Genomic DNA, 14,898 nt, shown 5'->3' on the forward strand with positions numbered 1-14,898 from the left:
CCGCCACGGGCCGCCCGAGGAGGTGGTCGCGGGCCCGCCACACCTCGCCCATCGCGCCGCGCCCCAGCAGCTCCTGCAACTCGTAGCGGTCCGCCGGCAGACCCTGCACACCCACCCCGATCACCGGATCGTCGCGTTGCTCGTAGTTCCCCCCATGCCCGACGGTTGTGGTTCGCGGTCATTCGGGTTCCGGTCGCCCGGGTCGACGCGCACTCCCTCTCGGACCGGGCGCCTCCCGAGGGATGCGCATGGGGCAGGCAGGCGACGGGGGACTCGCCTGCCTGCCCCTCATTGCGCGACCACCCGCTCGGAATCGGGGGCGAGCGGGTGCCGCGGGGCCTTTGGGGTCCCTGAGGGCCCCGGGGGCCTGGGTCCTTGGGATCCTGGGCCCACTCGTACAGCGCACTGGAGTGCCGGGCCGTCACACCCCTGCGGCACCCACCGCCACACGGCTCTACGAGCCGGGAGAGCGGGGGCAGGCCCGGATACGGGGGGAACCGGGCCTGCCCCTGCACGTCGGCGCCTCCAAAGCCTCCCCCCGGAGGACGGGCGCCATGACCCCGCCCGGGGTCACTTCTCACAGCGAACCGCACGTCAGGAGTGTCACGGGGAGACGGAGATGGTTTCTGGACCCACATCTCCATGAAGAGAAGCACCGATCTCCTTCATAACCTGGTCATGAATTATGCAAACACCGGAGGCCGAGGACTTTCGCGGCACCCGAATCACTCCCTCCATTCGGTCCGGAAAAGTGCCCTGGCACATGCACATTTGGGCAAGTGGCTGTATAGGCCACCATATTTGGGGCATCACAGACGGCGGTGTAACGCCGTAGTGCACGCGGAACGCAGAAGCAGGGAGAAGCGGGGTGCCGACTCGGTTGAATTCCGGCGCCCCGGCATGAGCACGCAGACATGGCACTACGTCAGATCGGATTTCCCGTGAGCAACATCGACCCGGTTCCCGGATACCAGGCATACAACGAGCCCTCGGGGCCGGACCGCGCTGTGCGCCGTCGGGCCACCACGCGGCGTACGACCATCACCATCTGCACGATCGCGGACACGGCGGCGGCTCTGCTGGGCCTGTGGATCCTGTTGTTCCTGCTCGACGCGAACCGCGCCAATGTGTTCGTCGAATTCGTGCGGGGCACGGCGGACTGGCTGTCCTGGTGGTCACAGGACATTTTCACGATGGACACAGAGGGTCTACGCGTTGTCCTTAATTACGGCCTCCCGGCCGTCATTTATTTGCTGATCGGGCACGGGATCGCTGCCCGGCTCAACCGAGCCTGACAGTGGACCGGCCGCATAACTGATCTTTATTGATCGCCATGAAACTGGGCCGACCATGACACACAGCTCAACCGAAAACGATCACACTCCGATCTATGCGGACCTGATACGAGAACGCGGTGACGTCGTCGCCGCAGCTCAACTCGCCGCGCAACACACGCAGCACCAGGCAGCGGAATTGCTGACCGGGCGGGGTGCGGGTCAGCAAGCTCCTCACCGGGATTACCGCGGCGGAGCCGCCGCGGCCGGTCAGCCGGAGTGGCGCGGGGCGGCGCCCTAGGCGGACTCGCTGCCGTGGACGGACTCGGCGCGGATACGTCCGTGTGTCCCGTCCTGACCCAAGGACCAGGCCGTGGCCCAGGTGGGCCGGCGGCACGTCGAACCAGGAAGACCGGAAACCGCAGATGGATTACTGCTCCACATGCCGTCGGCACCTCAACGGGGCCCTGGTGTGCCCCGGTTGCGGCGCCTACGCCCCGGACATCGCCCCGCGCGCCGCCGACGGCCGCAGCGGGCCGGCCCCGGCGATGACAAGCGCCGCACCGGCCACAACGGCTCACCGGGACCCCGCGGGCTCCGGCACATGGCACGACAGCCTTCTGGACGGCGAGGCGGAGTCGAGCGCTGCCGCGGACGTGGTCCCGCACGTCACCGCCGGTGTCGAGGACCCGCCGCCCGCGCGGCGGGGGCGTGCGGCACGCCGTCGCCGGCCGGCCCGCTGGAGGAACAACAGACGCCGGGCGGCGGTCGCGAGCGTTGTCGCACTCGTCGGAGGCGGCCTGACCATCGCCATGGTGGACCGGCACCCCGCCGACCGGGCTCCGGCGGCTGTGGCGCCGGACGACCGCAGGACGGGCGCCGTGCAGGAGCAGACGCCCGAGCAGAACCGTCCGGCCGCCGCACCGGCGACCGCCCAGCACACTCACCGGCCCTCGCACGCCCCTTCCCGGCCGCAGCCGCCGACGGCGACCAACACACCGCGGCAGCAGTCCCTCGCGGCATCGCCCCGCACTCCACCACCGATCGCCCGGCCGGACACCGTGACTGCTGCCCGCCCGGCCGCGACGCCGGCCCCCCAGCCGCGGAGCACCGCCCCGGCGGCCGGCGACAAGGCCCCCTCCCCCTCCGGTACGACGGCGGAACAGCGGCCGGCGCCCGCGTCAGGCGACAGCACGAAGCCGGGCATGTCCCGGACCAGCCCCTCACGGGCGTCCACATCGCCGACGGAGGTCTGCCTGCTCGCGTTGTGCCTCGGCTGACCACGCCTGCGCCCGGCGGCGGGCGTGCCCTGTCGCTCGCGTCGCGCGCTGAAGGCCGTACCCCGTAAGGAGTTCGTCCTTACGCGCGGGCACGGACGTGTTTGCGCGGGATCGTTGTGTGCAGTGGCCACGGATTATTTGGGCGGCCGGTGTGACGTGCCGTACGCTCCGGGGGCGTTGCTCGGCCAGTGGGGGACGGATCGATCGTGCGAAACGAAGGGCGTGTTCAGCGCCTGTCGGCCGATGATCTCGCGCTGAGCACGGCGCTTGCGCGGGCCCAGGACGGTGACGAGGCGGCCTTCTCGGTGGTGTACCGAGCGGTCCAGCCCGGCCTGCACGGTTACCTGCGTGGGCTCCTGGGTGAAGGTGCCGAGGACGTCGCCGCCGCTGTCTGGCGGGACATCGCCCGCGAGTTGCCGCGGTTTCGTGGCGACGGACACGGATTCCGCGGCTGGACGGCGAGCATCGCCCGGCGCCATGCGCGCGGCCGCCTCCTGCGTCGCGGCACACCACCCCGCCCGGCCAGCACCAGCACGCCCCCGACCGCAGACCACACCAACCACTCCCCGCCCGGAGCCGTTCTGTCCGCCGGGACGGTCCAGGCCCTGGTCGCCCGGCTGCCCCGCGCCCAGGCCGAGGCGGTTCTGCTTCGCCATGTCGTACGCCTCGACGAGCCGGCGGTCGCCCGGGTCATGGGCAGGCCCGTCCTCGTCGTACGGGTCCTGGCCCGTCGTGGCCTGAGGAGCCTCGCCCGACTGCTGGACACCACCGAGGTGACACGCGATGTCGCGCGGACGCCGGGGGAACCGGGATGAGTACCCACCGAAACGGAGACGAACGGTTGAGCGGCGAGGGTCACCGGCCCGAGGACGCCCGACGCCTCGGCACCACAACCGAACGCGACGCCCCGTCCGGCCTGGACGTCATCGCCGAGCGGATCGGTGAGGCGCTGCGTCGGCAGCCCGTGGACGGCAGTGCGGAACAGGCCGCCCTCGCCGCCTTCCGCACCGCACGCACGGCGAACGACAAGGCCGTGCGTACCCGGCGCCGGGACGACTGGCGTCCGAGGACGCGAACGCAGCGTTGGGCGCGCGGCGGCGCCCTTGTCCTCGCGGCCGGCACCCTGCTGGGCGGTGTCGCCGTCGCCTCCGTCGGCGTGGTCGACGGCGCACGGCACCACCACGCTCCCGAGGCAGTCACCAGCCACAGCACGCGTCGGCCGGCCACATCCACCCCTGGCGAACAGGGCTCCCCGTCCACCGGAGCCGGGACGGCACCTACCGCGTTTCCTTCACGCCCCGCCACCGCAAAGGACATCCAGGCCCACTGCCGTGCCTACGAGCGGATCAAGGGCCGTGGCCATGCCCTGGACGCCACGGCATGGCAACGCCTTGTCCGCGCTGCGGGCGGTGAACGACAAGTGCCGGGATACTGCGCTCAGTTGACCGGGGCTGCGGACGACGCGCCCCCGACGCCGACGAAGACGGACAAGGCCAAGAAGACCGGCAAGACGAAGAACGCCGACAAGGCGGGGAAGGGCCAGGGGAGGCCGAGCGCCGAGGCCAAGCCGTCCAAGGGGTCCGGGTCCTCCGACAACCAGCCATAACCAGCCCATAGGTCGCCGCACAACGAACGGCGTTCCTCCGGACTTCCACCCGGCTGGGCTCACGACTTCACACCCTCGGACATATCCGGAATGCCAGTCATAAGAGCTGTCGGTACGTTCAACGAAGGTCGGTCGTCCGGGCCGACGTCCGTGAGACAGAGAGAAGTGACATGGCCCCGCGTACTTTTGCTGCGATCGGCGCCGGAGTAGGCGCGACCGTCCTCGCAGCCGCCGGCATCACCTACGCCTCGACCGTCGAATCCACCCCGGCGTCCCCGCCTGTCCACCGGGCGGCCCATGCTGCCCACCCGGCGGCCCATCCTGCCCACCCGGTGGCCCGGCCCGTCCGACGAGCTGCCCCTACCGCGGCTTCCTCGAACGACACGAAAGCAAGCGGACAGAAGAGCGAAGGCCGTGCCGGGAACGGAGGACGCGACGGCGGCGGCCCCGGCCCCGGCCCCGGCCCCGGCCCCGGCCCCGGCCCCGGCAGAGGGGACTACGGGAGGATCTACTTCAACGAACGTACGTACTCCGCCGCCGCCGAGGGCTGCATCACCGCGGCCAGCGGACTGGGCTCCAACAGCTTCAGCGTGTTCAACGACAGCCGGAAGACCATCGAGATCTTCCGGGGCTTCAACTGTGACAACGGCGCTCCGGTCGCCGTCGTGGGTCCCCACGGCCAGACCAGCGGTGTGGTGACCAGTACCTCCCACAGGAGCCTGTTCAATTTCGGTGACGACGGCGCCGTGGGCAGCTTCCGGGTGGTCTGCGACGACGGGTGGTGGTGACAGCTCCGCCCGGTGGGTCCACGGGCCGGAGGGTTCACGGGCCGGTGGCTCTGCGGACCGACTCCTCAACGGATTCTTGACGTACTCATGACGCGGGTGGCCGCATCCATCCCGCCACCACAGGTGTCCTTCCCGGTGTCCGTGCCGTTGCGAGGAATGGAGTGCGATGGAAGGCACCGTGGTGGCGGTCGTCGCGGTAGCGCTGTTGGCGCTGCTGGTGCTGAAGAGCGGTATGCGGGTGGTCAACCAGGTGGAACGCGGGGTCGTGTTCCGGTGGGGCAAGGCCCTGCCGGAACACCGGTCGCCCGGCGTCACCTTCCTGATCCCCTTCGCCGACCGTATGCGCAAGGTGAACGTGCAGATCGTGACCATGCCCGTGCCCACCCAGGAGGGCATCACCAAGGACAACGTGTCGGTGAAGGTCGACGCCGTCGTCTACTTCCGGGTGACCGATCCGGTGCGCGCGGCCATCGAGGTCCAGGACTACGTCTTCGCCGTCGGGCAGGTCGCCCAGTCCTCGCTGCGGTCCATCATCGGCAAGAGCGATCTGGACGACCTGTTGAGTGACCGGGAGCGGCTGCACGAAGGGCTGGCCCTGATGATCGACAGCCCCGCCGCCGGGTGGGGGATTCACATCGACCGGGTCGAGATCAAGGACGTACAGCTGCCCGAGTCGCTGAAGCGGTCCATGTCCCGGCAGGCCGAGGCCGAGCGGGAGCGGCGGGCCCGGGTCATCACCGCCGACGGTGAGTTCCAGGCCGCACAGCAGCTCGCCAACGCCTCCAGGATCATGGCCGACACGCCGGAGGCCATGCAGCTGCGGCTCCTCCAGACGGTCGTCGAGGTCGCCGCCGAGAAGAACTCGACCCTCGTGATGCCGTTCCCGGTCGAGCTGCTGCGCTACTTCGACCGGGCCGTGCAGAAGATCGACGCCGACCTCAGTGTGCCTCGGCAGCAGCCGGCTCCCGCCCCGGCTCCGGAGAGCGCCGAGCAGCCGTAGCCAACGCCAGCGTCACACACACCGAGCCCGCCGCCATCACCGTCATCCCGGCGGCGGGCGAGGTGAGTTGGGCCACCGCGCCGGCCAGCGCGGCGCTCACCCCCTGCATGGTCAGCATGCCGGACGAGTGCAGTCCCAGGGCCTGTCCGGCGAGCTCCCCCGGTGTCAGGTCCATCAGCCGCTCCTGTTGGACGAGACTCGCGCCGAAGCCCACGGAGGCGACCGTCACGCACACCGCCGCCAGCGGCAGCGGCGGGTGCGCGCAGAACACCAGGTACGGCGTCGCCAGCAACAGCAACAGGGGCGTGGCCAGGCGGCGCCGTATCGCCGGCGGCAGCAGCCGGCCCACCGTCACATCGCCGGCGAACATGCCGAACGCCCCGCAGGCGAACAGGGTGCCGGCGGCGTGCGGCGCGTACGACACGTACAGGGACTCGCAGCCGACGACCAGGCCGTTGGGCAGCCACAGGCCCAGGTAGGTGAGGCGGCGCGGGCGGGACGACCACAGCAGGGCGTTGGTGCGCCAGGTGGCCGCAGGGGACGTACGTCCGACCGTCCTCGGCGGCCGGGCGGTCAGGCCGAGCCGCAGCGCCAGCGCGGCCAGCAGGTACAGCGCCGCCGACAGCAGCAGGCAGACGCGCGAGGAGAGCATGCCGAGCAGGGCGCCGCCGGTGGCGAAACCGGCGATCTGCATCAGCCCGCTCATCATGTTGAACAGCGAGCGCCCCGGCAGATAACCGTCCTTCGTGAGGATCTCGTTCAGCAGGCCCCAGCGGACCCCGCCGCCGAGGGAGGCCACGAGCCCCAGCACCAGGACGACGCCGAAGACCGCGCCGACCGGCAGCCCGGGCGCCGCCTGCACCGCCGTACCGGCCGCGAAGGCCAGCGCGATCACGGACAGCGCCGTACGCGGGGGCAGCCGGTCGGCGCCGGACAGCAGGAAGGTCGCGCCCAGCACCTGGGCCAGCGACGGGCCGAACATGCTCACCGCCGACAGCAGCGGCGAGCCGGTGGCCTGGTACACGAGCGTGCCCAGGGCCAGCCCGCCGACGGTCTGCGCGGCGGTCTGCGCGGCCGAGCCGAGAAAGAGCGGGGTGAACTCCGGGGTGCGGAGCAGGGATCGGTAGCTGGACATGCCGGGGAGTCTCGGCCGGTCGCGGACGTGCCCGTTATTGTTTCGCCGCAGCGCGAAAGGTCGTACGGCCGTGGGGGGTGCCGAAGTGGGCTGGTGGCAGCTCAACGCGGACACGCTGGTCCGCAGCCGATTCGTCGTCTCGCCGCTCGCCGAGACCTTCGCCTGTCTGAAGCTGCTGCACGCGACGGACGGCGCGCATCCCGGTGAGCAGGAGTGGCTGCGCACCCATCTGCCCGCCTACCGCGCCCTACTGGCGGCGGACCCGGTGACGGCACGGCTGGTACGGGCCGGGCTCGGGCGGGACTGGATCGCCGACTTCCTCACCCCGGCGCCCCGCGGCGGGGAGGCGTTCGCGGACGAGGTCGCCCGGGTCCGCTCGACGGCACCCGACGCGGCCCGCGCCCATCTGCGCACCGCGCTCGCCGGCCCGCTTCCCGCCGAGCTGGACCGGGACGACCTGCCCGAGCGGGCGGCCGCCCTGCTGGAGTGGGTGTGGGAGGCGACCGTACGGCCGTCCTGGGAGCGGCGCCGGCGGGTGCTGGAGGCGGACGTGGTCGCGCGGACCGCACAGGTCAGCCGGGGCGGCTGGGTGAGCGTGCTGGACGCGCTGCGGCCCGGACGCACCCGCTGGCTCGGCGAGAACCGGCTCCAGATCAACCTGCACGAGTACCCGCCCCGCGAGATCTCCGGGGCGGAGCTGATCTTCGTACCGGTGTCCGTGCAGCGGGCGGGCTGGGTGGCCTGGGACGACGGGGTGCGCTACGCGGCGGTCTACCCCTGCGCCGGTGCCCTCGCCGACGTCGGCACCAGACCCGTCCCGTCCGCTCTGGGCGCGCTCCTCGGCGCCGCCCGGGCCGAGATCCTCCTCCTGCTCGCCTCGCCCATGAGCACCACCCAGCTGACGGCGGTGACGGGACAGGGGCTGGGCTCGGTGGGGCGCCATCTGAAGGTGCTGCGGGAGGCGGGGCTGGTGGAGCGGCGCAGGGCAGGACGATCCGTGCTGTACGCACGGACACCTGTCGGGGATGTCCTGGTGGAGGCACCCCAAAGGGGCGCGGGGAAGTGCGCGAGTGATCACGCCGGACCCGCAGCCGCCGGGCGGCCCGGCCCGGTACCCCGGTGGGCGCATAGCATCCAGGCATGACCAACGTGCTGAATGTCGAAATCGACGCCCTGAAGGGCGGCTCCGCCAACCTGGCCCAGTACGCCGGCAAGGCGGTCCTCATCGTCAACGTGGCCTCCAAGTGCGGCCTCACCCCCCAGTACACGGGCCTGGAGCAGCTCCAGGAGCGGTACGCCGACCGCGGCTTCACCGTGCTGGGCGTGCCCTGCAACCAGTTCCTCGGCCAGGAGCCCGGCACCGCCGAGGAGATCGCGGAGTTCTGCTCGGCGACGTACGGCGTGACCTTCCCGCTCACCGAGAAGGTCGAGGTGAACGGCGAGGGCCGGCACCCGCTGTACGAGCGTCTGGTGGACGTCGCCGACGCCGAGGGGCACAGCGGCGACATCCGCTGGAACTTCGAGAAGTTCCTGATCGGCCGGGACGGCACGGTCGTCGCCCGGTTCTCGCCGCAGACCGAACCGGAGTCGGACGCGATCGTGACCGCCATCGAGGCCCAGCTCGGCTGAGCACGGCTTGACCTTGCCCCTGGGGCAGGGCCGAGCGTCCCTGTCACCGGGCGGCGGATCCGCCCGGTGACGGAGGATGACACGGTGGACGACGACCTGCTCACCATCGGCGCGTTCGCCGCGCGGGCCCGGCTGTCGGCCAAGGCGCTGCGCCTGTACGACCGCCTCGGCCTGCTGACGCCCGCGCACGTCGACGAGACGACCGGCTACCGCCACTACCGCGCCGGCCAGGCCGAACGCGCCCGTCTCGTGGCCCTGCTGCGGCAGCTGGACATGCCGCTGGCCCGGATCGCCGAGGTGCTCGGCGCCGAGGGCCCCGAGGCCGCCGACCGGCTCGCCGCCTACTGGGCGGACGTGGAGGCCCGGGTCGCCGGGCAGCGGACGCTCGCCGAGTACCTCCGTGGACGACTGTCCGGGAGGAGCACCGAGATGTACGAGAAGTTCGTGATCGAGACCGTGGACGTGCCGGCGCAGGTGGTGATCACCGAGTCGCGGCACACGCTGGCGGACGAGCTGCCGACGTGGATCGGCGCGTCGCTGGGCCGGCTGGAGGCGGCGGCGCGGGAGTGCGGGGGCATGACGGGCGCGCCGTTCGTGATCTACCACTCCGAGGTGTCGATGGAGAGCGACGGCCCGGCGGAGTCCTGTGTACCGGTGGCCGACGAGGCGGCGGCCCGGGCGTGGGCCGCCGAGCGGGGGCGCGCCTGGGAGACGGCGGTACGGGTGGAGCCGGCGGCCCGGCTGGCCTTCACCCGGATCACCAAGGCCCAGGTGGCGCATCCGCAGATCCTGGCCGCCTTCGAGGCGGTGGAGCAGTGGATGGCGGGCGAGGGGCTGGAGATGGCCGGTCCCTGCCGCGAGATCTACTGGGCGGACTGGGACGCGTCCGGCCCCGAGGACCCGGTGTGCGACGTGGCGTTCCCGGTACTGCGATCCAGGCAAGCCGCCTGACCGTGCCCCGAAACAGAAGGTGCCCTCTCGGCAAGGACGGCGACTGGTCGAGAGGGCTCTTCTGGTGGTGCTTGTGAAGTTGTTTTCCTCGGAGGGTCCTTACTGACGAAGGTCAGAGGGCCCCCTAGGCCTTGACCGAGGTCACGAAGGCGTTCCACGCGCCGGCCGGGAAGGCCAGGATCGGGCCCTCGGGGACCTTGGAGTCACGGACGGCGAGTTCGGCGTCGGTGGGCGACTTGACCTCGACGCAGGCGCCGTTGCCCGCGGAATAGGAGGACTTCATCCACGTCTCCGAAGCGCCCTGAATCAGTGCCATGTCCACTCCTGTTGCGAGTTGCGATAGTGCGGTTCACGCCAACCTTGTCGACTGATTGGCGTGATCGACGCTACCGGGCAACTGCCCTCGTAGGAGTAGTCGTTCACTCAACCGGATGGCATATTCCAGAGGAGCCTTCCACTGGAGCGGACCAACGGTGTACGATCCGGCGCCCTGTGTGACAGCAGTTCATTCGGCGTACTGCTTGGCCACCTTTGCAATGAACTGCCGGGATTGCTCCACATTGAGGGACTGTGCCCGCAGATGCTCGTACATCACGGCGTACTTCTGCACGTCCTGGGCCTTCTCCAGGTACAGGTCGCTGGTGACGCCCTCCAGGTACACCACGCTGGAGTCGGCCGCGTCGGCGAACTCCAGGATCGCGTACTGGCCGTTGAGCCCCGGATGCGCGCCCACCTCGAACGGCAGCACCTGCACGGTGACGTGCGGCAGCTGGGACATCTCGATCAGATGGTCCAGCTGCTCCCGCATCACCAGCCTGCTGCCCACGACGCGCTTCAGCGCCGCCTCGTCGAGCACCACCCACAGCCGGAGCGGGTTGTTCTCGGCGGTGATACGTTCCTGTCGGCGCATGCGCACCTGCACACGCTTCTCGATCTCGGCGGTCGACGTCTCCGGCAACGCGCCCTGCACCAGGGCCTCCGCGTAGGCGCGGGTCTGCAACAGACCGGTCACCAGCTGGGGTTCGTACACCCGCAGCGACTCGGCGTCGGTCTCCAGACCGATGTACACGCTGTACGGGATGTCCCCGAAGGTGTGCCACCACCCCTGCTGCCGGGAGTCCCGGGCCATCTCCATCAACGAATCGACGATCCGCTGGTCCTCGACCTCGTACACCCCGCACAGGTCGCGCACATCGCGCTGGCTGATGCTTCTCCGGCCGTTCTCCAGCCGACTGATCTTCGACTGGGACACGAGCAGACGCTCGGCCACTTCCTCGGCCGTCATGCCTTTGAGCTCCCGGAGCCTGCGCAGCTCCTGGCCCAGCCGGCGCCGCCTGACGGTGGGGTTGACATTGGACGCCACGGGACGTGCACCTCCGGCTGCCTGCCTGTTGCTTAACACTTTCCGTATCTGCTGCTGAGCAGACTGCCACCAAGGTGCTTTCTGCCGCTGGGAAATGGTGGATATGCGGCGCGTACGCGTCAGTTCGCCACGGCTCGCCACCCGATGGTGTGCCCGGACGCAGTCGAGCGGGACGGCGAGATCCCGGGGAAGGATCTCACCGCCCCGCTCCGACCAGCGGCTCCCGAACCGGTCTGTGCGAGCCGGGGCTACGGCCCAGAACCGGGGTTACGGCTCAGTGGGCCACGGCGCGTGCCATGGATCCGCGGTGCGGCTGCATCGGAACCCCCCGAGCGGGTTCCGCCGCGGTCCTGGCGCCGGCCGCGCCCTGCCGCCCGGTGGCGGCCGTTGCCCGGCGGGGCTGCGCGGCAGCCCCGTTCTGCACGTCCATCACGGCATGCGCGACAAGACCACCCATGGGGTCGTGCCGGATCAGATCCCGCAGCCGGGAGCGGGACGACCGTCCCTCGTTCCCCGGATACAGGTGCTTGCCGAGTCCGACGGCGTGCGCCAGGGCGGCGAGCGCCGCGGTCCGCGGGTCCGGCGGTACGCCGGTGCGGATCGCGGAATCCAGCCGGGCCCTGATCTCCCGGCTGATCTCGTTGTCCGTCGCCTGATAGCGAGTCGTCGGCAGCACCCCGCACATCTGACCGGCCACGGCATGCACCATGCCGCACCGCTCCAGATGCGAGAGATACGTCTGACGGAGCCCCAGCCGGGGCCCGCCGATCCAATGGACGGCACGCACGGGAGCGCCACGCCTTCGCAGCAACTCCAACGCGCAGTCCAGAGTCGGATCTCCTGTCGGCCGTGGCACCACCACGGCGATACGATCCCCGTCTGGGGCTATCCGTCCGGCCAGCGCCAGCTCCACTAGCTGTGCTCCGGCCAGACCGAGGTCGAGCGACTGCGGCTGCGCAGTGGTACCCGTGGTCGGGTCCAGTGCGAGCAACAGAAGCTCCTCCGGAAGTGTTCTGCGGCTCCTGCCCATCCATGCCTCCCCGCGTGGATGAATGACAGGGTGACCCCTCTCACATTGGTCTGTCGAGGGTGCGTGACCGGTTCGTGAGGGAACCGGTAGGTATGTCGTTCTCGTCTACTGCAGGGGCCAAGCCCTCACACAGGACACTGGTACATGGTTCGGACAGGGCGCGCGCGTGGGCGTGCGGCGCACGAGGAGGCATCGGTGGCGGGCGAGTCCCCCGACAGGTCGAAGCAGCGCGAGTCGTCGGCAGAACGGACGTCGGGGAGCGCGGGTCCGGTTCCCGAGGCACTCGATCCGCGCCTCGCCGTCTCGCGGGAAAAGGATTCCGCGCCCGGCGGCGTGGACACCGCGACGACGATCCTGTCCGTCCGCGACGTGAAGCCCCGCACCACGGAAGCCTCGCCGGAGGACACCGCCCTCCGCGAGGCGGTCTCGACCTGGATCCGCGGCGCCGCCCCCGCAAGTCCCCAGCAGCCGCCCACGGATGGGCCGGAGGCCGAGGAGACCGAGGCCACGGACGCCGACGCGAAGGCGAACGCGGATACGGAGACGGACGCTGACGCGGCCTCTGACGCGGCCACGGCCACGGAGGCAGAGAGCAAGGCGGACACCGAGACCGACCCGAAGGCCGGCGAGCAGGCAGACACGGAAGCGAAGGCCGCGGCAAGCTCCGAGGCGGAGGCCAACGCGGTCGCGGAGTCGGAGGCGAACGCTCACCGTGACGCCGACGCGGACGCGAAGGCTGACCCGGACGGCAGCACCGGGGCTGACGCTGAGGCCGACGCTGACCGTGACGCCGACGCCGGGGCTGACGCTGAGGCTGACGTGGATGGCGATGCGAAGGCAAAGACCGAAGGCGAAGCCGAGGCGGCGGAGGCCGAGGACGGGCCCGAGGACGCCGACGGCGAGGACACCCCACAGGGGCCACCCGCAGCCGACGACGAGAGCCGCACAGGTGGTCCGGGTGGCAACGACACGGACACCGAAGGCGAAGCCAAGGCGAGCGACGACCCGACCCCCACGCCGGAAGCGGACGCAGCCGACGACGAGAGCCGCACAGGTCGTGCGGGTGGCAACGACACGGACACCGAAGGCGAAGCCAAGGCGAGCGACGACCCGACCCCCACGCCGGAAGCGGACGCTGTCGACCAGCCCACCACCGTCTTCAAGGCCGCCACCCCCAAGCCGCAGGTCGATCAGCCCACGACCATGCTCAAGCTGGGCGGCAGGCCCAAGTCCCCGGAGGCCGAGTCCGAGCGCACCAGCAAGTTCGTCGCGCTCAAGAACGACATGGCGCCGGCTGCCAAGCCGGACGTCACCACCACTGTCCCCCAGGTCGGTCCCGAGCGCACCACCCAGCAGCCCCTCCCCCCGAAGCCCCCGCTGGACCTCCTGGCGGAGCTGACGAACACGCCCCCGCCTCCGGAGACCGCGGTCCGCACGATCGTGCGCCGGGTCAAGATCTGGACCCCCCTGGTCCTGCTCCTGGCGATCGTCTTCGCGGTCGTACAGACCCTCCGCCCGCTCCCCGACCCCACCCTCGACCTCACCGCGAAGGACACCTACACCTTCGACGGCGGCAAGGTCGACATCCCGTGGCCGGCCACCGGTCAGGCCGCGCTCGACGTCCAGGGCATCGGCACGTTCGGCTCCTCCGGCGACCAGAAGCCCGTACCGATCGCGAGCGTCGCGAAGGTGATGACGGCGTACCTCATCCTGCGCGACCACCCGCTCAAGAGCGGCCAGGACGGCCCGAAGATCGAGATCGACAAGGCCGCCGAGGACCAGTCGGACGCGGGCCAGGAGTCCACCGTCCGCGTCACGGCGGGTGACCGGATCTCGGAGCGCGAGGCCCTGGAGGCCATCCTCCTGCCCTCCGCCAACAACGTGGCCCGGCTGCTCGCCCGCTGGGACTCCGGTTCGGAGCAGGCGTTCACGGCGAAGATGAACGCCGCCGCCAAGGGCCTCGGCATGAGCAACACCAAGTACACCGACCCCTCGGGCCTGACCGCCTCCACGGTCAGCACGGCGGTGGACCAGGTGAAGCTCGCCCGGGCGGCGATGCAGCAGCCCGTCTTCCGCGAGGTCGCGGCGATGATGTCGTACGACGACTACAAGGGCGTCAACCACTCCAATTACAACCGCCTGGTCGGCCACAACAACGTCGTCGGCATCAAGACCGGCACCACGCCCGCCGCCCTCGGCAACCTCGTCTTCGCGGCGAAGCAGCAGGTCGGCGGCGAGACGCGGACCATCATCGGTGCCGTGCTGCGCCAGCCCGCCGGCGGCTTCGACAACACGATCATCAGCGGGGTCCTGGACGCGGGCGACAAGCTGATCCGGTCCGCGCAGGGCGCCCTGAAGTCGGTGACGATCCTGAAGAAGGACGATGTGGTCGGGTACGTCGACGACGGCGTCGGCGGCCGTACCCCGATCGTGGCGACGAAGGACGTCACGGCGGCCGGCTGGGCGGGACTGAAGGTGAAGCTGTCCTTCACCTCCGGCACGGTGCCGCACACCGCGAAGGCCGGCACCCAGGTCGGCTCGCTCACCGTGGGTGACGGTTCGGCCGGTGCCGTCAAGGTGCCGGTGGCCCTGCAGAAGGCTCTGGCGGAGCCCGGTTTCGGCGCCAAGCTGACCCGTCTGGGCTGACATCCGGCAGCCGTCCCGGCCGCCGGCACCACCCGTCCGCCCCGCCCGCGCACCCCGTCGACGGCGCCCCACCCGGGAGCCTCTCGGCGGGGTGCGTGCTAGCGTCACGAATCGGGGCAGGCCGCCGGTCACGGGACACGGCCGCGAACTGGACGGGAAGCGGCCGGGAACACCGTGGAACACGGCCGAGAACAAA

The 14,898-nt window shown here is 70.8% G+C and carries 14 protein-coding genes; 10 read left to right on the top strand and 4 right to left on the bottom strand.

Going from position 1 to position 14,898, the window contains the following annotated elements:
- The first annotated feature begins 914 nt into the window (after positions 1 to 914).
- The 6 genes from AB0M27_RS03740 (at position 915) to AB0M27_RS03765 (ending at position 5,948) form a co-directional block, all read left to right on the top strand.
- Positions 915 to 1,295: a hypothetical protein gene (locus AB0M27_RS03740; protein ID WP_365717549.1), complete on the top strand. Its 381-nt coding sequence runs from the start codon at positions 915 to 917 to the stop codon at positions 1,293 to 1,295.
- 404 nt (positions 1,296 to 1,699) lie between these two features.
- Entirely contained in the window at positions 1,700 to 2,554 is an 855-nt protein-coding gene (locus tag AB0M27_RS03745; protein WP_365717551.1) for a hypothetical protein, read from the top strand.
- Between the two features lie 206 nt (positions 2,555 to 2,760).
- Positions 2,761 to 3,369 carry an RNA polymerase sigma factor gene (locus AB0M27_RS03750; RefSeq protein WP_365717553.1) on the top strand — a complete coding sequence of 203 codons (609 nt, stop codon included), beginning with the start codon at positions 2,761 to 2,763 and terminating at the stop codon, positions 3,367 to 3,369.
- Positions 3,366 to 4,160, top strand: a complete 795-nt coding sequence (locus AB0M27_RS03755; protein ID WP_365717555.1) for a hypothetical protein — start codon at positions 3,366 to 3,368, stop codon at positions 4,158 to 4,160. The genes AB0M27_RS03750 and AB0M27_RS03755 overlap by 4 nt, the downstream gene beginning before the upstream one ends.
- A 170-nt stretch (positions 4,161 to 4,330) precedes the next feature.
- On the top strand, positions 4,331 to 4,948 hold the full coding sequence (locus tag AB0M27_RS03760) for a hypothetical protein (RefSeq protein ID WP_365717557.1): 618 nt from the start codon (positions 4,331 to 4,333) through the stop codon (positions 4,946 to 4,948).
- A gap of 166 nt (positions 4,949 to 5,114) precedes the next feature.
- A complete protein-coding gene (locus AB0M27_RS03765; RefSeq protein WP_365717559.1) occupies positions 5,115 to 5,948 on the top strand; it encodes a slipin family protein in 834 nt (277 codons plus the stop codon).
- On the opposite strand, the gene AB0M27_RS03770 is transcribed toward AB0M27_RS03765, so the two are convergent.
- Positions 5,887 to 7,083, bottom strand: coding sequence for an MFS transporter (locus tag AB0M27_RS03770; protein WP_365717562.1), 1,197 nt, complete (start codon positions 7,081 to 7,083; stop codon positions 5,887 to 5,889). The two genes, AB0M27_RS03765 and AB0M27_RS03770, sit on opposite strands and share 62 nt — an antisense overlap.
- Before the next feature lie 85 nt (positions 7,084 to 7,168).
- Here AB0M27_RS03770 and AB0M27_RS03775 point away from each other — a divergent pair, with 85 nt between their 5' ends.
- The 3 genes from AB0M27_RS03775 to AB0M27_RS03785 all read left to right on the top strand — a co-directional run bounded on the left by AB0M27_RS03775 (position 7,169) and on the right by AB0M27_RS03785 (position 9,663).
- Positions 7,169 to 8,227, top strand: a complete 1,059-nt coding sequence (locus AB0M27_RS03775; protein ID WP_365718172.1) for a helix-turn-helix domain-containing protein — start codon at positions 7,169 to 7,171, stop codon at positions 8,225 to 8,227.
- Positions 8,224 to 8,712 (top strand): glutathione peroxidase, encoded by a 489-nt coding sequence (locus AB0M27_RS03780; protein ID WP_365717564.1) that lies wholly within the window; start codon positions 8,224 to 8,226, stop codon positions 8,710 to 8,712. The genes AB0M27_RS03775 and AB0M27_RS03780 overlap by 4 nt, the downstream gene beginning before the upstream one ends.
- 66 nt (positions 8,713 to 8,778) lie before the next feature.
- The gene (locus AB0M27_RS03785; RefSeq protein ID WP_365717567.1) at positions 8,779 to 9,663 is read left to right on the top strand and encodes a MerR family transcriptional regulator; all 885 of its coding nucleotides are present in this window, start codon (positions 8,779 to 8,781) and stop codon (positions 9,661 to 9,663) included.
- 124 nt (positions 9,664 to 9,787) lie between these two features.
- Here AB0M27_RS03785 and AB0M27_RS03790 read toward each other — a convergent pair whose 3' ends face one another.
- The 3 genes from AB0M27_RS03790 to AB0M27_RS03800 all read right to left on the bottom strand — a co-directional run bounded on the left by AB0M27_RS03790 (position 9,788) and on the right by AB0M27_RS03800 (position 12,056).
- Entirely contained in the window at positions 9,788 to 9,979 is a 192-nt protein-coding gene (locus tag AB0M27_RS03790) for a DUF397 domain-containing protein (RefSeq protein WP_365717569.1), read from the bottom strand.
- Between the two features lie 189 nt (positions 9,980 to 10,168).
- The gene (locus AB0M27_RS03795; RefSeq protein ID WP_228623226.1) at positions 10,169 to 11,026 is read right to left on the bottom strand and encodes a helix-turn-helix transcriptional regulator; all 858 of its coding nucleotides are present in this window, start codon (positions 11,024 to 11,026) and stop codon (positions 10,169 to 10,171) included.
- A 274-nt stretch (positions 11,027 to 11,300) separates the two neighbouring features.
- Complete coding sequence (locus AB0M27_RS03800; RefSeq protein ID WP_365717571.1) at positions 11,301 to 12,056, bottom strand: GPP34 family phosphoprotein; 756 nt, start codon at positions 12,054 to 12,056, stop codon at positions 11,301 to 11,303.
- 195 nt (positions 12,057 to 12,251) lie between these two features.
- Here AB0M27_RS03800 and AB0M27_RS03805 point away from each other — a divergent pair, with 195 nt between their 5' ends.
- A complete protein-coding gene (locus AB0M27_RS03805) occupies positions 12,252 to 14,702 on the top strand; it encodes a D-alanyl-D-alanine carboxypeptidase (protein ID WP_365717573.1) in 2,451 nt (816 codons plus the stop codon).
- The last annotated feature ends 196 nt before the right edge of the window (positions 14,703 to 14,898 follow it).

It is taken from the genome of Streptomyces sp. NPDC052107 (genome assembly GCF_040680215.1).
GTDB lineage: Bacteria > Actinomycetota > Actinomycetes > Streptomycetales > Streptomycetaceae > Streptomyces.

Bases quoted from the DNA above. Each gene is read 5' to 3' on its own strand.
- AB0M27_RS03765 (WP_365717559.1), top strand. From the start codon at position 5,115: ATGGAAGGCACCGTGGTGGCGGTCGTCGCGGTAGCGCTGTTGGCGCTG.
- AB0M27_RS03780 (WP_365717564.1), top strand. From the start codon at position 8,224: ATGACCAACGTGCTGAATGTCGAAATCGACGCCCTGAAGGGCGGCTCC.
- AB0M27_RS03760 (WP_365717557.1), top strand. From the start codon at position 4,331: ATGGCCCCGCGTACTTTTGCTGCGATCGGCGCCGGAGTAGGCGCGACC.
- AB0M27_RS03740 (WP_365717549.1), top strand. From the start codon at position 915: ATGGCACTACGTCAGATCGGATTTCCCGTGAGCAACATCGACCCGGTT.
- AB0M27_RS03755 (WP_365717555.1), top strand. From the start codon at position 3,366: ATGAGTACCCACCGAAACGGAGACGAACGGTTGAGCGGCGAGGGTCAC.
- AB0M27_RS03800 (WP_365717571.1), bottom strand. From the start codon at position 12,056: ATGGGCAGGAGCCGCAGAACACTTCCGGAGGAGCTTCTGTTGCTCGCA.
- AB0M27_RS03745 (WP_365717551.1), top strand. From the start codon at position 1,700: ATGGATTACTGCTCCACATGCCGTCGGCACCTCAACGGGGCCCTGGTG.
- AB0M27_RS03770 (WP_365717562.1), bottom strand. From the start codon at position 7,083: ATGTCCAGCTACCGATCCCTGCTCCGCACCCCGGAGTTCACCCCGCTC.
- AB0M27_RS03790 (WP_365717569.1), bottom strand. From the start codon at position 9,979: ATGGCACTGATTCAGGGCGCTTCGGAGACGTGGATGAAGTCCTCCTAT.